At 66.7% G+C, this 20,139-nt stretch carries 18 protein-coding genes, 1 pseudogene and 1 riboswitch; of the genes and pseudogenes, 6 read left to right on the top strand and 13 right to left on the bottom strand.

Translation table 11 applies throughout. The features are described from left to right. Nucleotides 1–509: 509 nt before the first annotated feature. From OG787_RS29195 to OG787_RS29180, 4 genes are all read right to left on the bottom strand, one after another. Entirely contained in the window at nt 510–677 is a 168-nt protein-coding gene (locus OG787_RS29195) for a hypothetical protein (RefSeq protein WP_405537056.1), read from the bottom strand. Nucleotides 678–754: 77 nt separating this feature from the next. Next, on the bottom strand, nt 755–880 hold the full coding sequence (locus tag OG787_RS29190) for a hypothetical protein (RefSeq protein WP_405537055.1): 126 nt from the start codon (nt 878–880) through the stop codon (nt 755–757). Between the two features lie 409 nt (nt 881–1,289). Beyond that, entirely contained in the window at nt 1,290–1,520 is a 231-nt protein-coding gene (locus OG787_RS29185) for a hypothetical protein (protein WP_405537054.1), read from the bottom strand. A 1,031-nt stretch (nt 1,521–2,551) separates the two neighbouring features. Beyond that, nucleotides 2,552–3,907: a hypothetical protein gene (locus OG787_RS29180; RefSeq protein WP_405537053.1), complete on the bottom strand. Its 1,356-nt coding sequence runs from the start codon at nt 3,905–3,907 to the stop codon at nt 2,552–2,554. A gap of 134 nt (nt 3,908–4,041) precedes the next feature. On the opposite strand from OG787_RS29180, the gene OG787_RS29175 reads away from it, so the two are divergent. From OG787_RS29175 to OG787_RS29155, 5 genes are all read left to right on the top strand, one after another. After that, the gene (locus OG787_RS29175; protein ID WP_405537051.1) at nt 4,042–4,563 is read left to right on the top strand and encodes an ATP-binding protein; all 522 of its coding nucleotides are present in this window, start codon (nt 4,042–4,044) and stop codon (nt 4,561–4,563) included. 80 nt (nt 4,564–4,643) lie between these two features. Further along, nucleotides 4,644–5,024, top strand: coding sequence for a hypothetical protein (locus tag OG787_RS29170; protein WP_405537050.1), 381 nt, complete (start codon nt 4,644–4,646; stop codon nt 5,022–5,024). Nucleotides 5,025–5,207: 183 nt separating this feature from the next. Next, nucleotides 5,208–5,669 (top strand): glycine-rich domain-containing protein, encoded by a 462-nt coding sequence (locus tag OG787_RS29165; RefSeq protein WP_405537048.1) that lies wholly within the window; start codon nt 5,208–5,210, stop codon nt 5,667–5,669. Between the two features lie 197 nt (nt 5,670–5,866). Then, nucleotides 5,867–6,424 carry an RICIN domain-containing protein gene (locus OG787_RS29160; RefSeq protein ID WP_405537046.1) on the top strand — a complete coding sequence of 186 codons (558 nt, stop codon included), beginning with the start codon at nt 5,867–5,869 and terminating at the stop codon, nt 6,422–6,424. Nucleotides 6,425–6,854: 430 nt separating this feature from the next. Beyond that, nucleotides 6,855–7,685 (top strand): hypothetical protein, encoded by an 831-nt coding sequence (locus OG787_RS29155; protein WP_405537045.1) that lies wholly within the window; start codon nt 6,855–6,857, stop codon nt 7,683–7,685. An 88-nt stretch (nt 7,686–7,773) separates the two neighbouring features. On the opposite strand, the gene OG787_RS29150 is transcribed toward OG787_RS29155, so the two are convergent. The 8 genes and pseudogenes from OG787_RS29150 to OG787_RS29115 all read right to left on the bottom strand — a co-directional run bounded on the left by OG787_RS29150 (nt 7,774) and on the right by OG787_RS29115 (nt 16,212). Beyond that, nucleotides 7,774–8,745, bottom strand: a complete 972-nt coding sequence (locus OG787_RS29150; protein WP_405537043.1) for an exopolyphosphatase — start codon at nt 8,743–8,745, stop codon at nt 7,774–7,776. A 204-nt stretch (nt 8,746–8,949) separates the two neighbouring features. Beyond that, nucleotides 8,950–9,468: a DUF501 domain-containing protein gene (locus OG787_RS29145; RefSeq protein ID WP_369036913.1), complete on the bottom strand. Its 519-nt coding sequence runs from the start codon at nt 9,466–9,468 to the stop codon at nt 8,950–8,952. 32 nt (nt 9,469–9,500) lie between these two features. Continuing rightward, the gene (locus OG787_RS29140; protein ID WP_369036912.1) at nt 9,501–9,998 is read right to left on the bottom strand and encodes a septum formation initiator family protein; all 498 of its coding nucleotides are present in this window, start codon (nt 9,996–9,998) and stop codon (nt 9,501–9,503) included. A gap of 126 nt (nt 9,999–10,124) precedes the next feature. Beyond that, on the bottom strand, nt 10,125–11,405 hold the full coding sequence (eno, locus tag OG787_RS29135; protein ID WP_235478068.1) for a phosphopyruvate hydratase: 1,281 nt from the start codon (nt 11,403–11,405) through the stop codon (nt 10,125–10,127). Between the two features lie 334 nt (nt 11,406–11,739). Next, on the bottom strand, nt 11,740–12,435 hold the full coding sequence (locus tag OG787_RS29130) for a transglycosylase family protein (RefSeq protein WP_369036911.1): 696 nt from the start codon (nt 12,433–12,435) through the stop codon (nt 11,740–11,742). A gap of 3 nt (nt 12,436–12,438) precedes the next feature. Next, nucleotides 12,439–12,656, bottom strand: a riboswitch (cyclic di-AMP (ydaO/yuaA leader). A 151-nt stretch (nt 12,657–12,807) separates the two neighbouring features. After that, the gene (locus tag OG787_RS29125) at nt 12,808–13,620 is read right to left on the bottom strand and encodes a transglycosylase family protein (RefSeq protein ID WP_405537040.1); all 813 of its coding nucleotides are present in this window, start codon (nt 13,618–13,620) and stop codon (nt 12,808–12,810) included. 239 nt (nt 13,621–13,859) lie between these two features. Further along, nucleotides 13,860–14,012: pseudogene (locus OG787_RS29120) on the bottom strand (cytochrome P450); the annotation flags it as partial. 52 nt (nt 14,013–14,064) lie between these two features. Next, on the bottom strand, nt 14,065–16,212 hold the full coding sequence (locus OG787_RS29115) for a recombinase family protein (protein ID WP_405537038.1): 2,148 nt from the start codon (nt 16,210–16,212) through the stop codon (nt 14,065–14,067). Nucleotides 16,213–16,240: 28 nt separating this feature from the next. Between OG787_RS29115 and OG787_RS29110 the strand changes: the two genes are divergently transcribed. Further along, nucleotides 16,241–17,497, top strand: coding sequence for a cytochrome P450 (locus tag OG787_RS29110; RefSeq protein ID WP_369036908.1), 1,257 nt, complete (start codon nt 16,241–16,243; stop codon nt 17,495–17,497). A gap of 549 nt (nt 17,498–18,046) precedes the next feature. On the opposite strand, the gene OG787_RS29105 is transcribed toward OG787_RS29110, so the two are convergent. Further along, nucleotides 18,047–20,119, bottom strand: a complete 2,073-nt coding sequence (locus tag OG787_RS29105; RefSeq protein ID WP_405537037.1) for a tetratricopeptide repeat protein — start codon at nt 20,117–20,119, stop codon at nt 18,047–18,049. Between the last annotated feature and the right edge of the window lie 20 nt (nt 20,120–20,139).

Here is a 20,139-nt window from a genome sequence, read left to right as displayed (position 1 = left end):
CCAGTGGCCCGGCGGCCTCGACGGCCGGTTCGACACTGTCGCCGCCCAACTACCCGTCGACGCCCCCATCCAGGGGTCACCCGCGCCGACATGAGCACCCCCGCCAGCGAGGGCCGACAGCGCCTCGCGTCCAGCGCCGACGAGCCATCAACGACGCTCGCTGCGCGACCTGCTACTCGATACCGAGGAGCGCCCCACGGCCGCCGCCCTCGCCGAGCTGCACACCGATGCCACCCGCAAGCGGTGTGGCGGGAATCGCAGTTCGCGCAGCCTGCTCACCGGCATGACCAGCGTTCGAAAACTGCTCGCCAGCCTCGACGAGCAGTCCCTCGCGCGAGCGGCCCCACATGGGCGATCGTCCTCGCTCCGGGCGTCGCGCCGAGTCCTGTTGCGCCTCGCCCGCAATCACGACCAACTCAGAGATGAGAAACCAGCCCGTGAGGTACCTGCGTTCCGTACTGGCACGACGACGCCCGCAGGTTTCGTGACGAGCTAACTCCGTGTGCTCTTCACCAGCGGATGCCTTGAGTTGACGACACGAGCAGCCCAAGCAGCGCCATACCGACGATGCTGCCCATCACCTTGAGTATCTGGGTTCGCTCCTCCGACGGAGACTTCCAGGCCATCAGCCCTAGTCCCACGAAACTCACCACGATCACCCCGACCAGAAACTTCATCACTTCTCCCCCGATACAAGCGCTCTTACCCTAACTTGACACCTTTTGGTGAAGGGTCCTGCGTAGCCAAGCATCCGTCAAGAAATCGCGATCGACAGGAACAGCACATGCCCACCGCCTTGCCTGGCTTCACCCTCACCGTCGTACGGGAACAATGGAGCGACCTGTTCGCCGCTGTCGGCCGACGGCGAAGTGGCCGCCATGTGAGGCCTGCGGATTCCTTGACCAACTCGCCGCCGCCGACCGCGCCAAGGGGGCGAAGACGTACCCGTAGAGGCTCGTCGGTCGACTCCCGCACTCTCGTCCTGCATCGGGCCGCCGCACAGCTGGAAGGGCGCACCCTGGACGAGTCGGCCAGCGGCCCGTTCACCCCGACACCGACACGCTTCGGCGAGTTCCTCCGACTGAACTAAACGGGGCCTCTGCATGGCTTCCTGTGTCTTTTCTGGCCTTCTCGACGACCGTGTTCCGGTCCCGTCCCGTTCGAGGTGGAAACGCACAGCGTCGTAAGCGCGCGAACTGGCCCGCCGCAGCAACCCTGCAGCGGGCCATTTCACGTGGAGCAGCTTGCTTGGCACACTGGCCCGCCCCATCACCCAGAAGACTTGGGCACTACGGATTGGACCGGAGTCGCCTTCGCCCACCATCAGCAACGATGGCCGCGACGGCCGTGCCGACGAGGGCCGCCGCCTTTTCACTAGGCAACGGGCCCAGTGCCACCACAATCACAATGATCGTGATCAGGACACCGTTCGCGTGATCATTGAGCGGGTGCGAGCGAGACGGGCCCGCATCGAATCGGCGCTGTGCACTTCCCCGGCGTTGTTTCAGCTTACGGGTCATCAAGTTCCCCTTGCTGTACGGATTTTGATCGTTCCTACCAGCAAGAGCGGCCGCCCTTTTGCCCATCTCCAGAGTGCCCGAGTCCTCTCGCCAGCCTCCACAATCCGCGACATCAACTACCTGCATGTTCAGGACCCAGGGGGGTGGATATTTTGTATTAATTAGAAAAAACCATGCAAACCCCCCAACCTTCCAGTCGACAAGGCGCCGAACAACCTAGTAAGTATCGGGAGCATTCTGGATAAATTAGCCATTATCGCAGGTCAGCTCGAACATCGAGGAGGCGACTGGCCTTAACACGGCCCATCGACGAACGCGACCGCGACCGCGAGCGGGTACGCCAACCGGACACCCCGAGTAAGAGCCGGACTAGATTGCAAAGACGACCCCCAGCCACCCTCGATCATGTCGAAGATCGCCGCAGCGTTCGAGAGACCGGAGCAACAACACCCGACCCTTTCGAGCCATTCCCTACACAACAAACATGCACAAATCTATACACTTACTAATCTATGCAACCCATCGCGGAATATCCGAATATCCGCATTCAAACCAGCAAACCCCACACATCTGCGCAGCGCGGGCCCATTGTTCAAGATTTTCAAAACAAGAGAGATATTACTCTTCAAGGATTGATGCTGCGTTAAAAACGTTTCCCACTGTTCCCTGTTCAGCCAACCCGTCTCGCCATCCAGGGCATCGTGATTTTCGTCGCCGCCCTCCCCACCATCTTCAGCGCGCCAGCCATCCCCGAGCCCCTTCCTTTATCGACGACGCAAGGGAGGTAGCGCGTTACCCCGCCGCCCCGCCTGAGCAGTCCGTCGCCGTCGAGCTGGAGAAGCTACGCGGCACGATGGCCGAGCAATTCGCCACCGCCAACGGATCACTCGCCCTGGTCTCACAGCGCAGGACCAGACCGACCAGCAACTAAGCGATCAAGAAGCACCCCGGCAGTAGACAGAAATGCGCCCCCGTCACCAACCCATGCCGGGACGGCGAGGGCGCATTCGTGCCTTCAGCTCGTACGGCTATCAGCTTTTCAGCGCCGCGACCTCCCGCGCGCGTCCGGCCAGTTCCCGCACCGGCCGCGCCGTCACGTGCCTCCGCAGCTGTGTGCGCATCGTCTCGAAGTGGTCATCGCCACGGGCCGATGAGACGTGCTCGTACTCGTCCAGAAAGCGCCCCCACGACTCACACGACGCGTCGAGATGCCCATACCCGTACTGCCGTTGTGCCAGCAGCGCGTACGAATGCACGCGGCCTTGCCGCTCCACCTTCGGTTGCACCTTGATCGACTGCTGCAGAGCCTTGATGCTGCCGGGTAGGTCGCGCTCCTCGTACAGGACATGAGAGAGGTGAAACAGCCACGCCGTTTGGTCGTACCCGCCGATCGCGTCCCGGTGGTTGTCCGCCTGGGACAGTGCGGCCTCGGCCTCCCTCAACCGGCTGTGCGCCATGTCCCGATCGCCGACCATGCTCGCCGCGTGTGCCTGCTGTCCCCGCAGGAACGCCACCAGACGAGGCCCCGCGGCCGGCGCGGCCTCCGCAGCCGAGTCGGCAAGCTCCAACGACTTTCGCCCGTAGCCGAGATTGGATGCCTGCAAGCTCATGCCGCGCAGCGTTCGGCAGTAGGTCACGTGGTCTTGCGCCTCGCTCGCCAGCTTCAACGCCTTGACGTAGTAGGTCTGGCCAAGGCCATGAGCCTTTTCGTACATGGCCATCCACCCAGTCAGATACGTCAGGTCGGATGCGGCGGCGAGCATGTCGAGGCGTACTTGTTCGCTCGCCTGTGCACGCAGCCACGGCCCGACCGTGTTGACGAGGAACGCAGCAGCCATGGGCCGGGCGTGCCCCGCGCCGAGTTCGTCAAGGATGTCCGCGATGCGCTCCGTCATGGTGCGCACCGCCGCGACCTGCGAGGCGCCAACACGGATCGTCCTCTTGCCGGGGCTAACCGGCTGATCTAGGGCGTGAGCGTGCGCAGGGCTGGAAAAGCCAGGGACAGCAAGAGCCGCCGAAAACACGCCCGCAGCGAGCACGCCGCGCCGCGATGGGTCCATATCCGCCCTTCCGAGGTCTATCAACTCCTCGACAGTGTCGGCCTGTTCGGACCCCAGAACTGACGGGGCGGGTGTGAGCCCTGCTTCGGCGTGGGTGACGGGCCGGCCCAGCTGTGCCGAGAGCGCCTCGACGATCAGGGCCCTGACCTCGGGCTTCGGACGCGCACCGGCAATCCAGTGCGAAACGGTGGATTGGCTGTAATGGAGATCCAATCCCGCCTGTACGCCGAGGCGGTTCACGCGCTGCGCGAGCTGCGTCCGAGTCAATTTTGCCTGGTCAAGTAACCCCGCAAGGGCAGGGTTGGGCGTGCGCTTGTTCCTGGCCATGCCTCATCTCCCGACGACATTCATGGCGTTCACGTTCCCATCAGCCTCTAACGGTACCCGCGGAGGGTGACCGCGCGGTTACCTCTTCACCGAACCTCGCATGATCTCGGCCTACTAGGGGGCCTGGTTTGACCATGACCGAAGAGCACGTGTCCGGCACGGGCGAGCAAGTACGCCCTGCCGTCCACACTGAACCGCACCTCGACGCCGGCATTACCAAAAAGGCGATCCAGGACAGCAAGCGGAAATACCCAACACTGCAAGTCGGCCCGCCGCCGATCCTTTTGCTGGCGAGCGAACCTGAATCAGCAAGAGCAGCCCGCAAGTTCGTACGTGAGTACGTCAGCTACCACGTGCCGGAGGCGAGCGAGGACCACGTCGAGACCGTCGTACTGGTCACGTGCGAGCTGGTCACCAACTCCATCCGGTACGGCACCGAGCCCGATGACCTCGTACGCGTCGTGATCGACGCGGACGACGGCCGAACCCGCGTCGAGGTACACGACCCCGTCCGGCGCCGCCCGCGCGTACGGCCCGAGTCCGACCAGCGCGACCGAGGGCGCGGCCTGCTCATCCTTGACTTCCTGTGCCATCGGTGGGGCGTGACCGATATCCCCCTCGGCAAGGCCGTATGGGCGGAGGTGAAGGCACTGTGACCGTGCCCGAGACAAAGGCACCCCCCGGCCCCGGGTTCGTCGCCGGCATCTGCTTGGGGACCGGAGTGCACCGACGTTACGTGTTCCCAGTTGCCCAACTGCTCGCCTATCACGCGCCGCCGCACCTCGACCATGAGAGCGTCGACAGCATCCGCGAGGGCATGCAGGCGTTCGCCGAAGCGCTGTACCTCGGCCCGCACGACGGCCCCCCGCCGCCCATCGGGCACCGTATCCGCATACGGCAGGGCTCACCGTGGCTCGATTACGGCGACGGCGCGCGCCGCCTGCAACTACCCGCCGCGCGGTCGTGGCTGGACGTGGTCGAGGCCGGCGGGCCCGTCCGCGTCCTGGTCTTGTTCGAGCCGCTCACCGCCGGGACTAGACAGACAGGGCTCGACGCGCACGTACGCACGTGCTTTGAACTCGGCGCGATGCGCTGGGGCACGACGTATCACGTCTGACCTGCTCACCAAGCACAGAAGAACGGGCCGCCCCGAGGTGAGATGGACCCCGGGCCGACCCGCCAGAGGTCGAGCGTAACGGGCCTGAAGCCCCGCCCCGCCCACCAAGTAGGAGCAAGGCCGAAAGTGGGCGGGGCGGTCAGCAAGTGCAAGCAACCATCCACACATCATGGAGGCAAGCACGTGACCACGATGCAGGAACACCCCGCAACCGACGCGCGCACGCTGCTCAGCGCAGAGATGCGGGCAACCCTCGTGTCCAACATGATCGACAAGTTCCCGCAGCTCGGCGAGGACAAGGCAGACCGAGGTGTCGGGCAGATGCTCGCCTTCCTCGCGGCGTGCAACTACGCCGGTCGCCCGCTCAGCCCGTCACCGCTCGTCGATGACTTCTGGCACGCCTTCCTGCTCCACACCAAGGCGTACGCCGAGTTCTGCGAGCAGCGGTTCGGCCGCTTCCTGCACCACCAGCCCGGATTCCTCGACAAGGAGGAGCACGGCGGTGGCAAGGCACTGCGCGCGCTGACCGTCGACTCGATCACCCTCGCCGGGTACGAAATCGACATGGAGTTCTGGCCCGAACTGGACCTCGCCGACTGCTCGCAGTGCCACGCGAACTGCTCGGACAGCCCGAACCACCCGTAGCGGTTCCGGTTCACCTCTGTCGGTCCTCGGTCTGTGGGTCTGGTGGGTTATGCGTTTTTTGTCAGCCGGTTACGTGCTCGTCGGCGACAACACCAAGGCAACAATTCGACAATCGACGGGTGCTTGAATTCTGTCACTTCGGCCGAGCTGCGGCCAATCGCGGCACGTACAAAACTCGACAAGCGAAGGAAGTTGACGTGACGTACACGAAGAGCCTCGACGCGGGGCATGTTGAGGAAGCTCAGGCAGCGCAATCCCGGACTTCGGGGCGGCTCGCTCGCCGTGCGTGGACGACGGTGCTCGCTCTCTGCCTATCCCTGGGGTTTTCGTTCGTCAACGCCGGTTCCGCGTCGGCTCTCAACGAGGGCGACGTCATCAGCACGAACTTCCTGCGCAACTGGGAGACCGGACGTTGTCTGGGTCTCTCGGAGACTGGCGAGGTCATCACCAGTCAGTGCATCAATGGATGGGGTCTCCAGCAGTGGGACATTGTCTACAGGTTGACCGGTGGGGTGGACTATGTATGGATCAGGCTCCACGGCACCAATCTATGCCTGAGCTATGAGAACGATGTCTCCGTGCGGGAGTGCAACATTTGGACCGACTTCACCTGGGCCGGCTTCGGTGCGGGCTGGGACAAGGTCCAGCTGATGAACTCCGAAACGGGCACCTACCTGGATAGCAACTACGCCGGAAACGTCTACCTGCACGATTATAACGGTGGCGGCTACCAGACCTGGAAGTCGGGCTACTGAGGCAGCCTGACTCCGGGCAAGGCCGCACCATGCGGCTCTGCCACCGCCTCTCTGCCGGATCCGCCCCGTCAGCTCGCGAGGAGCGAATTGGGGGAAGTCAGCCGACGAACAACGTTGCTGACGTCCGCAAGGATTGACGGGGCGTTTCCATGTCGGCGCCCCGTCATTGCGATGTACCGGCCGGTTCCGTAGATCTCTACGGCCGTACCGTCGGGGCGTCGGATGCGGCGTCCCTGTCGGACGTCAGCGCGACCCCAGATGTGCAGCCCGTCACCCGACGGGGACACCTCTACGTAGGTGGCGCCCGCGTCACGCAGGATGGCTGCTGCCCACGGGGCAACTCGCCCGGTAAGCGGATTCAAGCAGTGCCACGCTGTGGCCAGGTCGGGGGCCGACCCCGTTTTCGCTCGACCAACGCAGGAGACCGCGGGTGGACCGCATCGAATGGCACGACCTACCGGCACCGACCCGGGCCGCCGTCGAGCGGCATACAGGCCCGGTCGAGACGGCCGAGACCGCACCGCACGGCGTCATGTCCCGGCTCGCCTGCACCGTCCACACACCAGCGGGACGAGCGTTCATCAAGGGAACTCGGCACGACGACCCACAGGCGTGGGTGTACCGCCACGAAGCGCGGGTCACACGATGCGCACCCCTCGCCCCCCGCGTGCTGTGGGAGACCGAGGCCGGCGGATGGATGCTCTACGGATACGAGTACGTCGAGGGTCGACACCCGGACCTGACTCCAGGGTCCGACGATCTCGCCTCACTGCTGCGCACGCTTACCGTCCTGTCCCGGGAGCCATGGCCCGAGAAATTGAACAAGAAGCCGCTTCACACACGGTGGACCGAGTTTCTGCCCGAGGACGTGCCGCCCGGACTGCAAGGCCGAGGGCTCGCCCACACGGACATGTCCCCGCACAACATGCTGAGGACCCCCGGCGGAGAGTTGCTGCTACTGGACTGGGCCCTTTCCTGCCCCGCCCCCGCATGGGCAGACACCGCACTGACAGTGCCCCGGCTCATCTCCGCCGGCCACACACCAGAACAGGCCGAGACGATCGCCCGGCAGGTTCCCGCGTACCGAGTGGCCGACCCTGCCACCGTCACCACCTTCGCGCGCGCCGTCTACGCCGCATGGGAAAACTGGGAACGCACACGCCCTATGCCTCACAGGGCGGCCCTCACCGCCGCCGCCCGGGCATGGGCCACGCACCGCGAGAAAGGGCGACAGGCGGGCTCGCACGCATTCTCCCCCTGATCGGCCGCGCCACCCATGCGACGGCCCCGAAACCTCCGAGCGAGGTACCGGGGCCGTCTCGCGCCTAATCTCGGCACGCCACCGCAGGTCAGTCCCCCTTCTTACCCTCTTCGGCCTCTTGTGCCACTTTGAAGGCAATCCCGTCCAGAATGTCGTGCTCGCTCACCACGACCTCCGCCGCCCCGATCCGCTCCATGATCGACAGCAGTACGAGCGCACCGGCGCCGATCACATCCACGCGCCCCGGATGCATGGACGGAATCGCCGTCCGCTCGGCATGAGTGGACCGAAGAAGCGTCTCGGTGATCTCGCGGACGCGGTCGTAGGAGACCCGGGAGTGGTGGATGGCCTCGGAGTCGTACTCGGGCAGGTTCTGCGCGATCGCCGACACCGTGGTGACGGACCCGGCCAGCCCGACGAGCGTGCGCGCCTCACCCAGCGGGACGTTCTGCTCCGCCAGATCGAGGGCGGCCTCGATGTCGGCACGAATGGCAGCGACTTCCGCCTGCCCCGGCGGATCCACCACCGCCCCCTCCCGCACGAGATGCCGCTCCGTCATCCGTACGCACCCGATGTCCACGGACCGGGCCCCGCGCACGTGATCGTCACCGACCACGAACTCGGTCGAGCCGCCGCCGATGTCCACGACGAGGTAGGGCTTGGCGAGGTCGTCGCGCCCCGTCAGTTCCTTGGTGGCGCCGGTGAAGGAGAACTCGGCCTCCTGGTCGCCCGAGATCACCTCGGGCTCGACACCGAGGATGTCCAGCACCCCCCGTACGAACTCGTCCCGGTTCTCCGCGTCCCGGGACGCGGACGTCGCGACGAACCGCAGCCGCTCGGCACCGTGCTCCTTGATGACCCCGGCATACTCCCGACAGGCCGCGAAGGTCCGCTCCAACGCCTCGGGGGCGAGACGTCCCGTACGGTCGACACCCTGACCGAGCCGGACAATGGTCATCCGCCGGTCCAACTCGACGAGTTCCCCGGTGACGGGGTCCGCATCGGCTACGAGAAGGCGGATCGAGTTCGTACCGCAGTCGATGGCGGCGACGCGAGTCATGGGCGGGTCCTTCGGGTTGGTATTTCAGCCCGTCCGGCGTTTGAGGACGAGCGCGTTCAGCGCGACCTTCCCCCCACCCGCCGGCACCCCCCTCCCAGCCCGTCCGGCGTTTGAGGACGAGGCCGTTCAGGCCGACAGCGGGGGGTCTGGGGGCGGCAGCCCCCAGGGATGGGTACGGGTAAGGGCGGCGGGGGCGAAAGAAACTCACTCGCCCGGCACCACACACGCCCCCTTAGCCCACCACTCCGGCAGCATCGCGATCGCCTCGTCGCCCAACGGGTTCACCCCGGGCCCGGCGGCCAGCGAGTGGCCCACGAGCACGTGCAGGCACTTCACCCGGTCCGGCATGCCCCCCGCGCTCGGGAAGCCCTCCAGGACCTCGATCGAGTCGCGGCGCGCGATGTAGTCCTCGTGCGCGGCCCGATACGCCGCGGCCAGCTCCGGATCCGTCGCCAGACGTTCCGTCATCTCCTTCATCACGCCGTTCGCCTCCAGCGTGCCGATCGCCGAGGCGGCCCGCGGACACGTCAGGTAGTACGTCGTCGGGAAGGGCGTACCGTCCGGCAGCCGCGGAGCCGTCTCCACGACGTCCGGCTGACCGCAGGGACAGCGGTGCGCGATCGCGCGCAGCCCGCGAGGCGGACGGCCCAGCTGCTGTTTGAAGGCCTCGACGTCCGCGTCGGTGGGCTCGGTGCGCGGGGTGGGAGGCGGGGGCGTTTGCATGCCTGTACGTGTATCTCTCTAGTCAGTTCACTTCACTGGTTCACGGCGTCGGCCCGGCCGCCGGACCGGTCGGCCTTGTCCACGCCGTCCCAGACGTTCGCGTACCAGGGCCGGTCGGCCGCGCCCAGGTCGGCGCGCGACTGCTTCGCCGCGTCCGGGTCGATCACGACGTACCCGGTCTCGCCCGGCATCACATAGTGCAGCCGCTGCCGGATCTGCTGCTGCGCGTACGCGTCGTCCTGCCAGCGTGCCTTCTGGTCGCGGAGCTGCTCGACCCGCTGCCTGGCCTGGTCGCGTTCGCGTTCCAGTTCGGCGATGTCGGCGCGCTGGGAGACGTACTGCCTTATCGGGTAGGCGAGGGCCACGATCAGCGAGCACAGGACCAGGGCGAGCAGGGCCGCCCGGCCGGTCAGGCGGGAGCGGCGGGCCTGGCGCTTGGTCTGGGAACGGTAGACGCGGGCCGCCGTCTGCTCGCCGAGCAGCTTGATCCTGGTCGCGGTGGAGAACCGGTCCCGGTCCTTCACTGCCATGTCGTCCCGCCTCCCCGAACAGCTGTGCTTGTACGTACGTACGTCCCCGCACACGGTACGGGACCGGGTACGGGGACGTACGTACGACGCTGCCTAAGCCGCTACAGCCACCTCTACAGCTGCCGCTCAGCCCTTGAAGCGGGGGAAGGCGCTGCGACCGGCGTACACCGCCGCGTCGTCGAGGATCTCCTCGATGCGCAGCAGCTGGTTGTACTTGGCGACGCGGTCCGAGCGGGCCGGGGCGCCGGTCTTGATCTGGCCGCAGTTCACGGCGACGGCGAGGTCGGCGATGGTGACGTCCTCGGTCTCGCCGGAGCGGTGGGACATCATGCACTTGAAGCCGTTGCGCTGGGCCAGCTCGACGGCGTCCAGGGTCTCGGTCAGCGAGCCGATCTGGTTGACCTTGACGAGCAGGGCGTTGGCCGAGCCCTCCTCGATGCCACGGGCGAGGCGCTCCGGGTTGGTGACGAAGAGGTCGTCGCCGACGATCTGGACCTTGTCGCCCAGCTTGTCGGTGATGGTCTTCCAGCCGTCCCAGTCGTCCTCGTACAGCGGGTCCTCGATGGAGATGAGCGGGTACGCGGAGACCAGCTCCTCGTAGTACTCGGTCATCTCGGCGGCCGTACGGGACTTGCCCTCGAACTCGTACTTGCCGTCCTTGTAGAACTCGGACGCGGCGACGTCGAGCGCGAGACCGATCTGCTCACCGGGGACGTAGCCGGCCTGCTTGATGGCCTCGATGATGAGGTCGAGCGCGGCGCGGTTGGACTCCAGGTTCGGGGCGAAGCCGCCCTCGTCGCCGAGACCGGTGGACAGGCCCTTGGTCTTCAGCACCTTCTTGAGGGTGTGGTAGATCTCGGCGCCCCAGCGCAGCGCCTCGGAGAAGGACTCCGCGCCGATCGGGGCGATCATGAACTCCTGGATGTCCACGTTGGAGTCGGCGTGCGAGCCGCCGTTCAGGATGTTCATCATCGGAACGGGCAGCAGGTGCGCGTTCGGGCCGCCGAGGTAGCGGAAGAGGGGGAGGTCGCTGGCCTCGGAGGCGGCGTGGGCGACGGCGAGGGAGACGCCGAGGATGGCGTTGGCGCCGAGGGAGCCCTTGTTGTCGGTGGCGTCCAGGTCGAACATCGCCTGGTCGATCAGCCGCTGCTCGGTGGCGTCGTAGCCGACGAGCTCCGGGCCGATCTGCTCGATGACGGCGAGGACGGCCTTCTCGACACCCTTGCCGAGGTAGCGGTTGGGGTCACCGTCGCGCAGCTCGATGGCCTCGAAGGCTCCGGTCGAGGCGCCGGACGGGACGGCGGCACGACCGGTGCTGCCGTCATCGAGGCCGACCTCGACCTCGACGGTGGGGTTGCCTCGCGAGTCGAGGATTTCCCGGGCTACGACGACGTCGATGGACGGCACGAGCATCTCCTTCTGGGATGTGACGCGGGTACGCGGGGCCTTTTTCGGGCGGCCCTGCGGGATGAGCCTAACCGGCCGAGGCCGATCGGCCAGCCGTCCGACCACCCCATGGACGGAACATGGACGGAACCGAGGGTAAACATTGTTCCTCAGGGAAACAAAAAGCCCCGCCCCGGTGCGTACGGGGGAACACGCACCGGAGCGGGGAGCCCGTGGGGGACGGGGGTGACCCTCACGAGGCCTTCACTATGGAGGGCACGGATGTGAGGGCGCTGTGGTTCACCTTCGAGCCGACTGTTATTTGGGGGATGTGCCGGCGGGCAGGTGACCGGGGTCAGCTGAGGTGCAGCTGCTGGCCCGGGTAGATGAAGTCGGCGTCGTCGATGATGTCCTTGTTCAGCTGGAAGAGCTTCGCCCAGCCGCCCTTGACGTCGTGCGCCTCGGCTATCGCGCTGAGGGTGTCGCCCTTGACGACCTTGTACTCGCCGTCGCCCTTCTCGACCTTCTTGCCGGTCGGGGTGGTGACGGTCTTCTTCGCGGCGGGCCGCTCCTGCGAACGGGAGGCCGCCTGGTCGTCGCTGGAGCGGGTGGTGGTCTCGCTCGTACCGGTGCTGGTGCTGGTGCCGCTGTCCGAGCTGCTGCTGCCGCCGTCGTAGGCGGCGCTGGACAGGCCCGTGCCGCAGACCGGCCAGGCACCCTTGCCCTGGCCCGCGAGGACCTTCTCGGCGATGGTGATCTGCTGGGACTTTGAGGCCTGGTCGGCAGTGGAGGCGTACGCCGTGCCGCCGTACGCGGCCCAGGTCGAGGCGGAGAACTGAAGGCCGCCGTAGTAGCCGTTGCCGGTGTTGATGGACCAGTTGCCGCCGGACTCGCACTGGGCGACGGTGTCCCACTCGGCGGAGGTGGCGGCGGAGGCCGAGCCGGCCGCCAGGAGCGGAGCGGCGACGGCGGCACCGGTCACACCGGCGATGGCGACGACGCGGGTGGCCTTGGACGGACGACGGTGCTTGCCCTTGCCGGAAAACAGCATGCGAGATCCCCTCACCGACGCCTGCGAGGTGAGCTGTCGGGTTCGGGCCGGTTGAGTTGCCCGGCCGTACGCCCCTTTCGGGCGGCGTACGGCTTAACCCCAAGCCGCTCCGGTCAACTGCCCGGTGCGGCACTTACCTTGGGTCCCCCGCTCCTGCCTACGGCGCTTGATAGCGACGACTGTTCCCGTAGGCCGCTGGCAGGATTCGGCGTTGCGACAGACGGGGCCCGCTGTGGCGAGCGGTCACGACCGTAAACAGGTGATCCTCTGAAATACAAAGACGATCAGGGCTTCTGAGACCTATCTCTCACTGCATTTATAACGGACATTCAGCGCGAAGCGGGACGCGAACTCCGGCTGGTTTTGCCCCGGTTAGGCACCGACTTCGAGGGTCTGACCGGGGAGGATGTGATTCGGGTCAGCACCGAGGAGATCCTGGTTCTCGGCGTACAGCTCGGACCATCCACCCTCGACGCCAAGGGAGTCCGCGATGCCGCACAAGGTGTCGCCGGGACGGACGGTGTACGAGCTCTCAACACTCTGCCCGGAGTTGCCCCTTTCCTTACCCTTTGTCACAGCGGTGGATGAGCTGTCACCTTCTTGTGAGGTGCTGCCACTCGACGAGGAGGAGGGGGTCGAGCCGGTCGAGCCGGTCGAGCCGGTCGAGCCGGTCGCCGCCTTGACGGAGGGCGAGGACGAGGACGTGGATTCGGGCGCGGGCGAAGCGGACGCCGAAGTGGACTTGGGTGCCGAGGCGGAAGAGCCCGGGGTGGAGGTGGGCGCGGGTGTAGGCGTGGGTGTGGGTGTGGGCGTGGCGGAAGACGCGCCGCCCTCCTCCTCCGCCGCCACACCGGTGTCGACATTGGCCGCAGTGGCGTCCTTGCCGAGCCCCGACAGCAGCGCGCAGGCCTCCCAGACCCCGGCACCCTGATCGGCGAGCACGCCCTCGGCGACGGCGATCTGCTGCGAACGGCTGGCCTGATCGGCGCTCGGGGCGTACGTGAGACCGCCGTACGCCTCCCAGTCCGCCTGGGTCAGCTGGAGCCCGCCGAAGAACCCGTTACCGGTGTTGGCACTCCAGGCGCCGCCGCTCTCACACTCCGCGACCCTGTCCCAAGTGGTGCCGCTGGCCGCACTCGCGCCGCTCGCGGCGAGCAGCGGAATGGCTAGGGCGGAGCCGGTCACGCCGGCCGCGACAAGCAGAGCCGGGGCCTGACGGGGGCGACGGTGACGTCCGTTCCCGGAGAGCATGCGGGTGCCTTTCGCGAGACAGCGGGGGTCGGTGCGACGGATGCCGACGAACGCCGCCAGTGCGTCGCACTAGTGCTCGAACGTATCGACAGACGATCACTTGTCACAAGTTAATGCCGCGCAGATCACGTGAAGATCACATTGTTGAGGGAGTGTCACCTTCCCGTGATCTTCTACGGCACCACTGGCGTGGTATGCCCCGATTCGCGAACCGGCGTGAACTCGACGGGCAGGGTGCGCAGTCCACGCATGATGAGCCCGCCCCGCCATCGCAACTCGCTCGGGTCGACGGCCAGTTGGAGGTCGGGGAGGCGGGTGAGGAGGGTGCCGGGTCGCAGAGCGCACGCATGAGTCGGTGCGAACCCGGCACCGGTTTGACTACCGCCGACTCCCCTTGTCTCCGGCAATCGCACTCCAGATCTCGCCGAGCAGCCCAGCCCGGAACTGACCGGTCACCGTGAGCTGTGGCAGGGTCGGCCGCTTGTATGCACTGACTCCAGTGACGTCGGCGTCAAGAGTCTTCATGACCTCCGGCCACGCACCCTTCTGCCACCAGGAGAGCTGACGCTCACGAATCGGGTCGACAGGGCCCCAAGTAAGGGGCATGTCACCCCAGGAGAGGCCATGCCGAAGCCTGTGGAGCATCCCCTCGAACTGGAGACGGATGTCGTACTTGCTCGTGAAGTGCCGCTTGGTGAAGCACGGCCGCAGCACCTCCAGCACCTTCTCCCACTCCGCGTCGTCGGGGTCCGGCGGCACCTTCGTGCCGGTCGTCCAGTGCCACTCGCTGACGGCGCACCTCCCGCCGGGCTTGCCGAGGACGGTCGCATCGCCGAGGACGACCTTCACGTCGAACATGTCGAAGACTTTCCTGCGCTCTTCCAGCGTCAGGTTCTCCAGCCGCTCCTTGGTACTGGTCGCGATGTCGGCGAGATCGCGCGCCCGGCGTTCGTGCCCGCTGTACGCCTCCAGCCACTGCTGGGCGAACCTGTGCTGTTCCCGAAATTCCGCCAGTTCGCTCTCAAGTGCCGTGATGGAGGCCTTGAGCATCGCCGGGTCGACGCCGGCGCGTACGTACTCGGGAATGCGCACCTCGATCAGGTGCTCCTGTTCGGCGATTCTGGCCGTGAACTCGGCGACGCGCTTCTCGTACTTCTCCTTGTCTCCGGGGAGGCTCCCCGCCCGTTCGGCGGCCAGGTTCCGTGGATGCCCTTCGGCTTCGAGGAGCCTGGCCAGCTCCTTCCAGACGGCGCCCTCAATGTCGTCGGCCTCGAAGGCGGGCTCGCGGCACGAGGAGTCCTTGAGACCTCCCTTGCAGCGATACGACCGTTCAGCGCCCCTACCGGCTCCCGTGTACACCTCGCCGCACGTACCGTGAATCCGCCCGGTGAGCGGGTAGACGCTATTGCCGCGGCGCCCGTTCCGGAAGCCGAGCTCCTTGAGAGCAGCCATGAGCTGTGCGGCCCGCTCCTCGGAGAAGATGGGCGGGACGCCGATTCTGACCTGTTCACCGTGGACGGGGGTACCGTCGGCGCAGCGGAGGGTGGCGTTCTTCCCGTTGCCGCGGTCGGTCTTTCGGTAGACCACGTAACCGTCGTGAATGGTTTCGCCGTGGAGGCGGTTGCGGAGGTTGCCGACGCTCCAGGCGACGCCGCTGCGGGCGAAGAGCTTGCGGTTGGTCAGTTCCTCGCAAGCCTCGGTGAGGTTCATGCCCTGATCGACGATAAGTTCCGCGGCGACGGCAAGGACCATCGACTCATGGGCGTCGGTAACAAGGACCGACAAGCGTTTGCGGCGTCCGTCAACTTCCTTGGTGTCCTTCTCGATCCTGTAGCCGTAGGGGGCCGAGCCACCGGGCCAACCGCCGTAGCTGATCTTCAGCTCTCGGCCTGCGACGGTCCGCTCCTTGATGCGTCGCCAGTCCATCTCGGAGAAGGTGACGTACCGCATGAACTGCTGCCAGCCCGTTTCGGTACTGGTGTCGATACCTTCGGTGACCGAGATGAAGTGGATACCGATGTCAGCCATGTTCCACGCCCACTGGTAGGCGGCTCGGGCTGTACGCCCGATGCGGTCGACCTTGGGGACGAGGATGCGGTTGAAGCGCTGTTGGTACGCGTCAGCGACGAGACGGTCCATCCCGGGGCGGCTTTCCAGGGCCCCGGACACAGCTTCGTCCACGTAGGAGCCGTAGAGGGCGACTTCAGGATGTCGGTCGAGCCATCCGTTGGAGACCTTGTCCTGGTCTTCGAGCCCGAAGCCGTCGAGCTGACCGAGGGTGGAAACGCGTGCGTACTTGGCGACAACCACGGACGCCGGGGTGGCAGGGCATGGGCGTGCCACAATGGCCATGTTCAGTCCTCCGAGACTGTTCCGTCCCCAGGGTGTTAGCGCACCGCCGGGAAGGTTCCGGCTCCTTTGCGCTGCTGCAAGCGCTCGGGGGCCGGTGCCGTTTTGGGGAACTTTACCTGCGTCTCTGTGCAGTTGAAGGGGAATTGCATAGAACGGTTCGGCGCCCGCAACCACGCAACACGGCTCCCGGTACCGTCATCGCGTGAACGCCCCACATATCGAACCCGAACTCTTCACCTGGGAGTTCGCCGCCGACCCCTACCCCGCCTACGCGTGGCTCCGCGAACATTCGCCCGTGCACCGCACCACGCTCCCCAGCGGGGTGGAGGCCTGGCTGGTCACCCGGTATACGGACGCCAAGCAGGCGCTCGCCGATCAGCGGCTCTCCAAGAATCCCGTGCACCACTCCGAAGACGCCCAGGGCAAGAGCAAGACGGGCATCCCCGGAGAGCGCAGCGCCAACCTCATGACCCATCTGCTCAACATCGACCCGCCTGACCACACGCGACTCCGTCGGCTCGTCTCCAAGGCGTTCACACCCCGCCGCGTGGCCGAATTCGCGCCTCGGGTCCAAGAGCTGACCGACCACCTCATCGACCAGTTCGCGCGGACCGGAAGCGCCGACCTCATCCACGAGTTCGCCTTCCCCCTCCCCATCTACGCCATCTGCGACCTGCTCGGCGTCCCCAGCGAGGACCAGGACGACTTCCGGGACTGGGCGGGGATGATGATCCGGCACCAGGGCGGGCCGAGGGGCGGTGTCGCACGGTCCGTGAAGAAGATGCGCGGCTATCTCGCCGAGCTGATCCACCGCAAACGGGAGGCGCTCCCGGACACCCCCGGCCCCGGCGAAGACCTGATCTCCGGGCTCATCCGGGCATCCGATCACGGCGAGCACCTCACCGAGAACGAAGCCGCGGCCATGTGTTTCGTACTATTGTTCGCCGGTTTTGAAACCGTTATCAACTTGATCGGCAACGGCACGTATGCGCTGCTTCGCAACCCAAAGCAGCGGGCCCAACTACAGAAGTCGATCCAGCATGGCGAACAAGAGCTGCTCGACACCGGCATCGAAGAACTCCTCCGATACGACGGCCCTGTCGAACTGGCCACCTGGCGCTACGCGACCGAGCCGCTCGAAATCGGCGGACAACGCATTGCCTCCGGTGACCCCGTGCTCGTGGTCCTCGCCGCTGCTGACCGTGATCCCGCCCGCTTCGACGAGCCGGACGCACTCGACCTCTCCCGCCGGGACAACCAGCACCTCGGCTATGGACATGGCATCCACTACTGCATCGGCGCCCCACTCGCCCGCCTCGAAGGCCGCACCGCACTGGCCACCTTGTTGCGGCGTCTGCCCGACCTGCAACTGGCCGCCGACCCCGCAGACCTGCGCTGGCGGGGCGGCCTGATCATGCGCGGACTACGGAACCTCCCTGTCGAGTTCACGGCCGCCTGACAGGTGTGTATCAGGGGGTTGTCCAAGCCCTCGCGTGGGATGCACTTGAGATCACAGCTCGCGAGTTCGATGAGGTCGTCGGTCGGTTCCGGAACTCAGGGCACGAACTCGGCCGCACGGCGCGAAGTGAAAGCCTTCGATGCGCGCCTGCGCGGCCTGGTGTGGTCCGACGGATCGATGTTGAACAGATGGTCATCAACTTAGCCCTGCGCTCCCGGGATACCCACCTGGCCCTTGGCATACGCACGTTCTTCTGACTGCCGTGCTTGGGTCAAGGTTCTTCGACAGCCGGCTGTCTGCCGATGTCTGGCGAGCAAGGTCATGTCGAAGCCCCGCTCACCGCCGGGAGTCGGATCCGGAGTGAACGGGGCTTCATGCCCGCCCGCAACCGATGGCGGCGCACGGAGGTTGGGCGGGACATCTCACAGCCCGTTGGGCGCGGGCGGGCCAGGCCGTGCAGGATCTGGGACAGCCGTCAGGCCCAGAGCGAAACCGACCTGACTCACGATCCGGTATCGGATGTGCGCAGGTTCCACATACGCACGCGACCTACCCCTCAGCTTCTCGGTGCACTGCTCCACGCCTCGGCCTACCGGCCCTGGCGGCCTTACGGAGCAGTGCCGTACCCTCCGCCTCGCTGTCTCCGCCCCTCCTCCGCAGCAGAAGTCCCAGGTAGCGCATCCCCTGTGGGTCTCCTGCGTCGGAGGCCTGCCGATACCACTTCTCGGCTTCCAGCAGGTCTCCCTCACTCTGGTGAAGCCTCCCGATCGAAACCGCCGCCGACGTGACACCGGCCTCGTTTGCCTTCAGGCACCACCGCATGGCTTCGGACTCACCTCCCGCCTTGCCCATGTGCAGTTCCCCGAGACGGTGCGCAGCTTCCATGTCACCCGCCTCGGCTGCTTCCCGCAGCCAATGCTCAGTACGGTTACTGTGGATCTGCCCAAGCTCAAGCGCGGCCCACGAAGCACCGCCCCCTGCGGCAACCTCCAAGAACGGCACTGCCTCCTTCTGCTCGCCACGCTCAGCAAGCAGCCTCCCCAATCGCCCCGCAGCCTCCACGTGCCCGATCTCCGCTGCCCGCCGGAACCATTTCTCAGCCTCTCCCTTCTCCCCCAAGTCCTCCTCGAGCTCCCCCAGTTCGAACATGGCCCGGCCGTCCCCCGCCTCAGCGGCTGCCCGAAACGCCCCCCGTGCCCCCGCCTCGACCACCTCGACGTCGTACGCCGAGTCCGCCCGGGCCATACCCAGGGCGATCGTCCACACCCTCAAGTCCACCGCCTGGAACGTGTCGTCCTGGGACGCGGCGTCCACCAGGTAAGGAGACGCCTCCCACATGCTCGCGCCGCTTCTCCTCAGCATCCGCAGCACGCCGTCCCGTTTCTCCGCCGCCCAGGCCAGGGCGTCGTCCACGGACTCCCGTTCCAGACCGGCCACGGCCTCGTACGCCTCGTGGACCCTCACCAACAGATCCTGCGGCAACGGGCCCCGCAGTCCGCACCGGGCCAGATCGACCGCCGCCCGGACCAGGGCGTACCCGCGCGGATGCCGGTCCGCCCGCCGGGCCCGCTGCCACTCCTCCCACAGCATCGGACCAACGGCGACATAGGCAGCCACGCCCTCGACCCCGCACCGGCGGGCGGCATCCGTCAGTCGAGGGTCCTCCGTCTCCCCCGCCCGCTTCCGCTCCTCGTGACTCCAGTCCCGAGGCAGCTCCACGATCTGCGCCAGGTCCAGCACCCGCCCCCGGGACAGCCTGCGGAACTTGTCGTACGTGTCCTCTCTCATCGTCGCGATCACCGGCACTCCCTGTGCCGCCAGCTGCGCCAGCAACCTCGGCTCCAGGCCGTCGGCTCCGAGGTGACCGTCGAGGTCGTCGAGCCACAGCGCGCAGCGTTCGCCCGGCATGCCTCTCAACAGGGCGGGGAGCCCACGCAGGTTCTCGTGCCGGGCGGGCGCGAACACCCGTACGCCGGGGAGCACATGAGCCATCGCCGCGAGCGCCGTACGCGACTTGCCGACGTACGCCTCCCCCTGTACGACGACGAGCCCGCCCTCCGAAGCGGCCGTCTCCACCGCCGAGTTGACCTCCGAGTCGGCGTCCCGCTCGACGTACGGCGGCAGTTGAGGCAGGCCCTTGCCCCGGCGCGTCGGCCGCACCCCGTACGCCAGCGGCGCCATGTCCTCCGCCGACGGCCAGTCCACCGACCCGGGCCGGGCGGCAGCCGGCTCCTGCTGGACGTGCTGCACGCCGACGAACTGCCCGTTGACTGTGATCCCCTGGAAGTCGAAGCGGTCGCCCGGCGCGGCGGGAGCCGGAGCGGGGGTCGGTTCCTCGGGGCGGGCCGGCACGTCGAACTCCCTGATGAGGGAGGCTAGTTCGTCGGAGCCGTCCAAGTCCCACGCGTCGGCGAGGCCCTCGCTCAGTCGAAAACGCCACTCCAGATTCCCAGGCCACGCGTAAGGCCTCAATGGCCCTTGCAGACTCCGGAGTTCATGGGCCCACTCGTCCTGCCCACGAAGCACGAACCACTCCGCGAACCGGTCCCGTACCCGCTTCCACTCCGCCGACTTGAGCCCATCGACCAGCGTCCTGGCACCTTCGACCGCCAGCTCGTCCATCGACCGTTCCACGCACGCCC

This window comes from Streptomyces sp. NBC_00075 (assembly GCF_045041225.1).
GTDB lineage: Bacteria > Actinomycetota > Actinomycetes > Streptomycetales > Streptomycetaceae > Streptomyces > Streptomyces adonidis.
The sequence above is the reverse complement of the archived record's forward strand: the minus strand, read 5'-3'. Positions and strand labels throughout refer to the sequence as shown.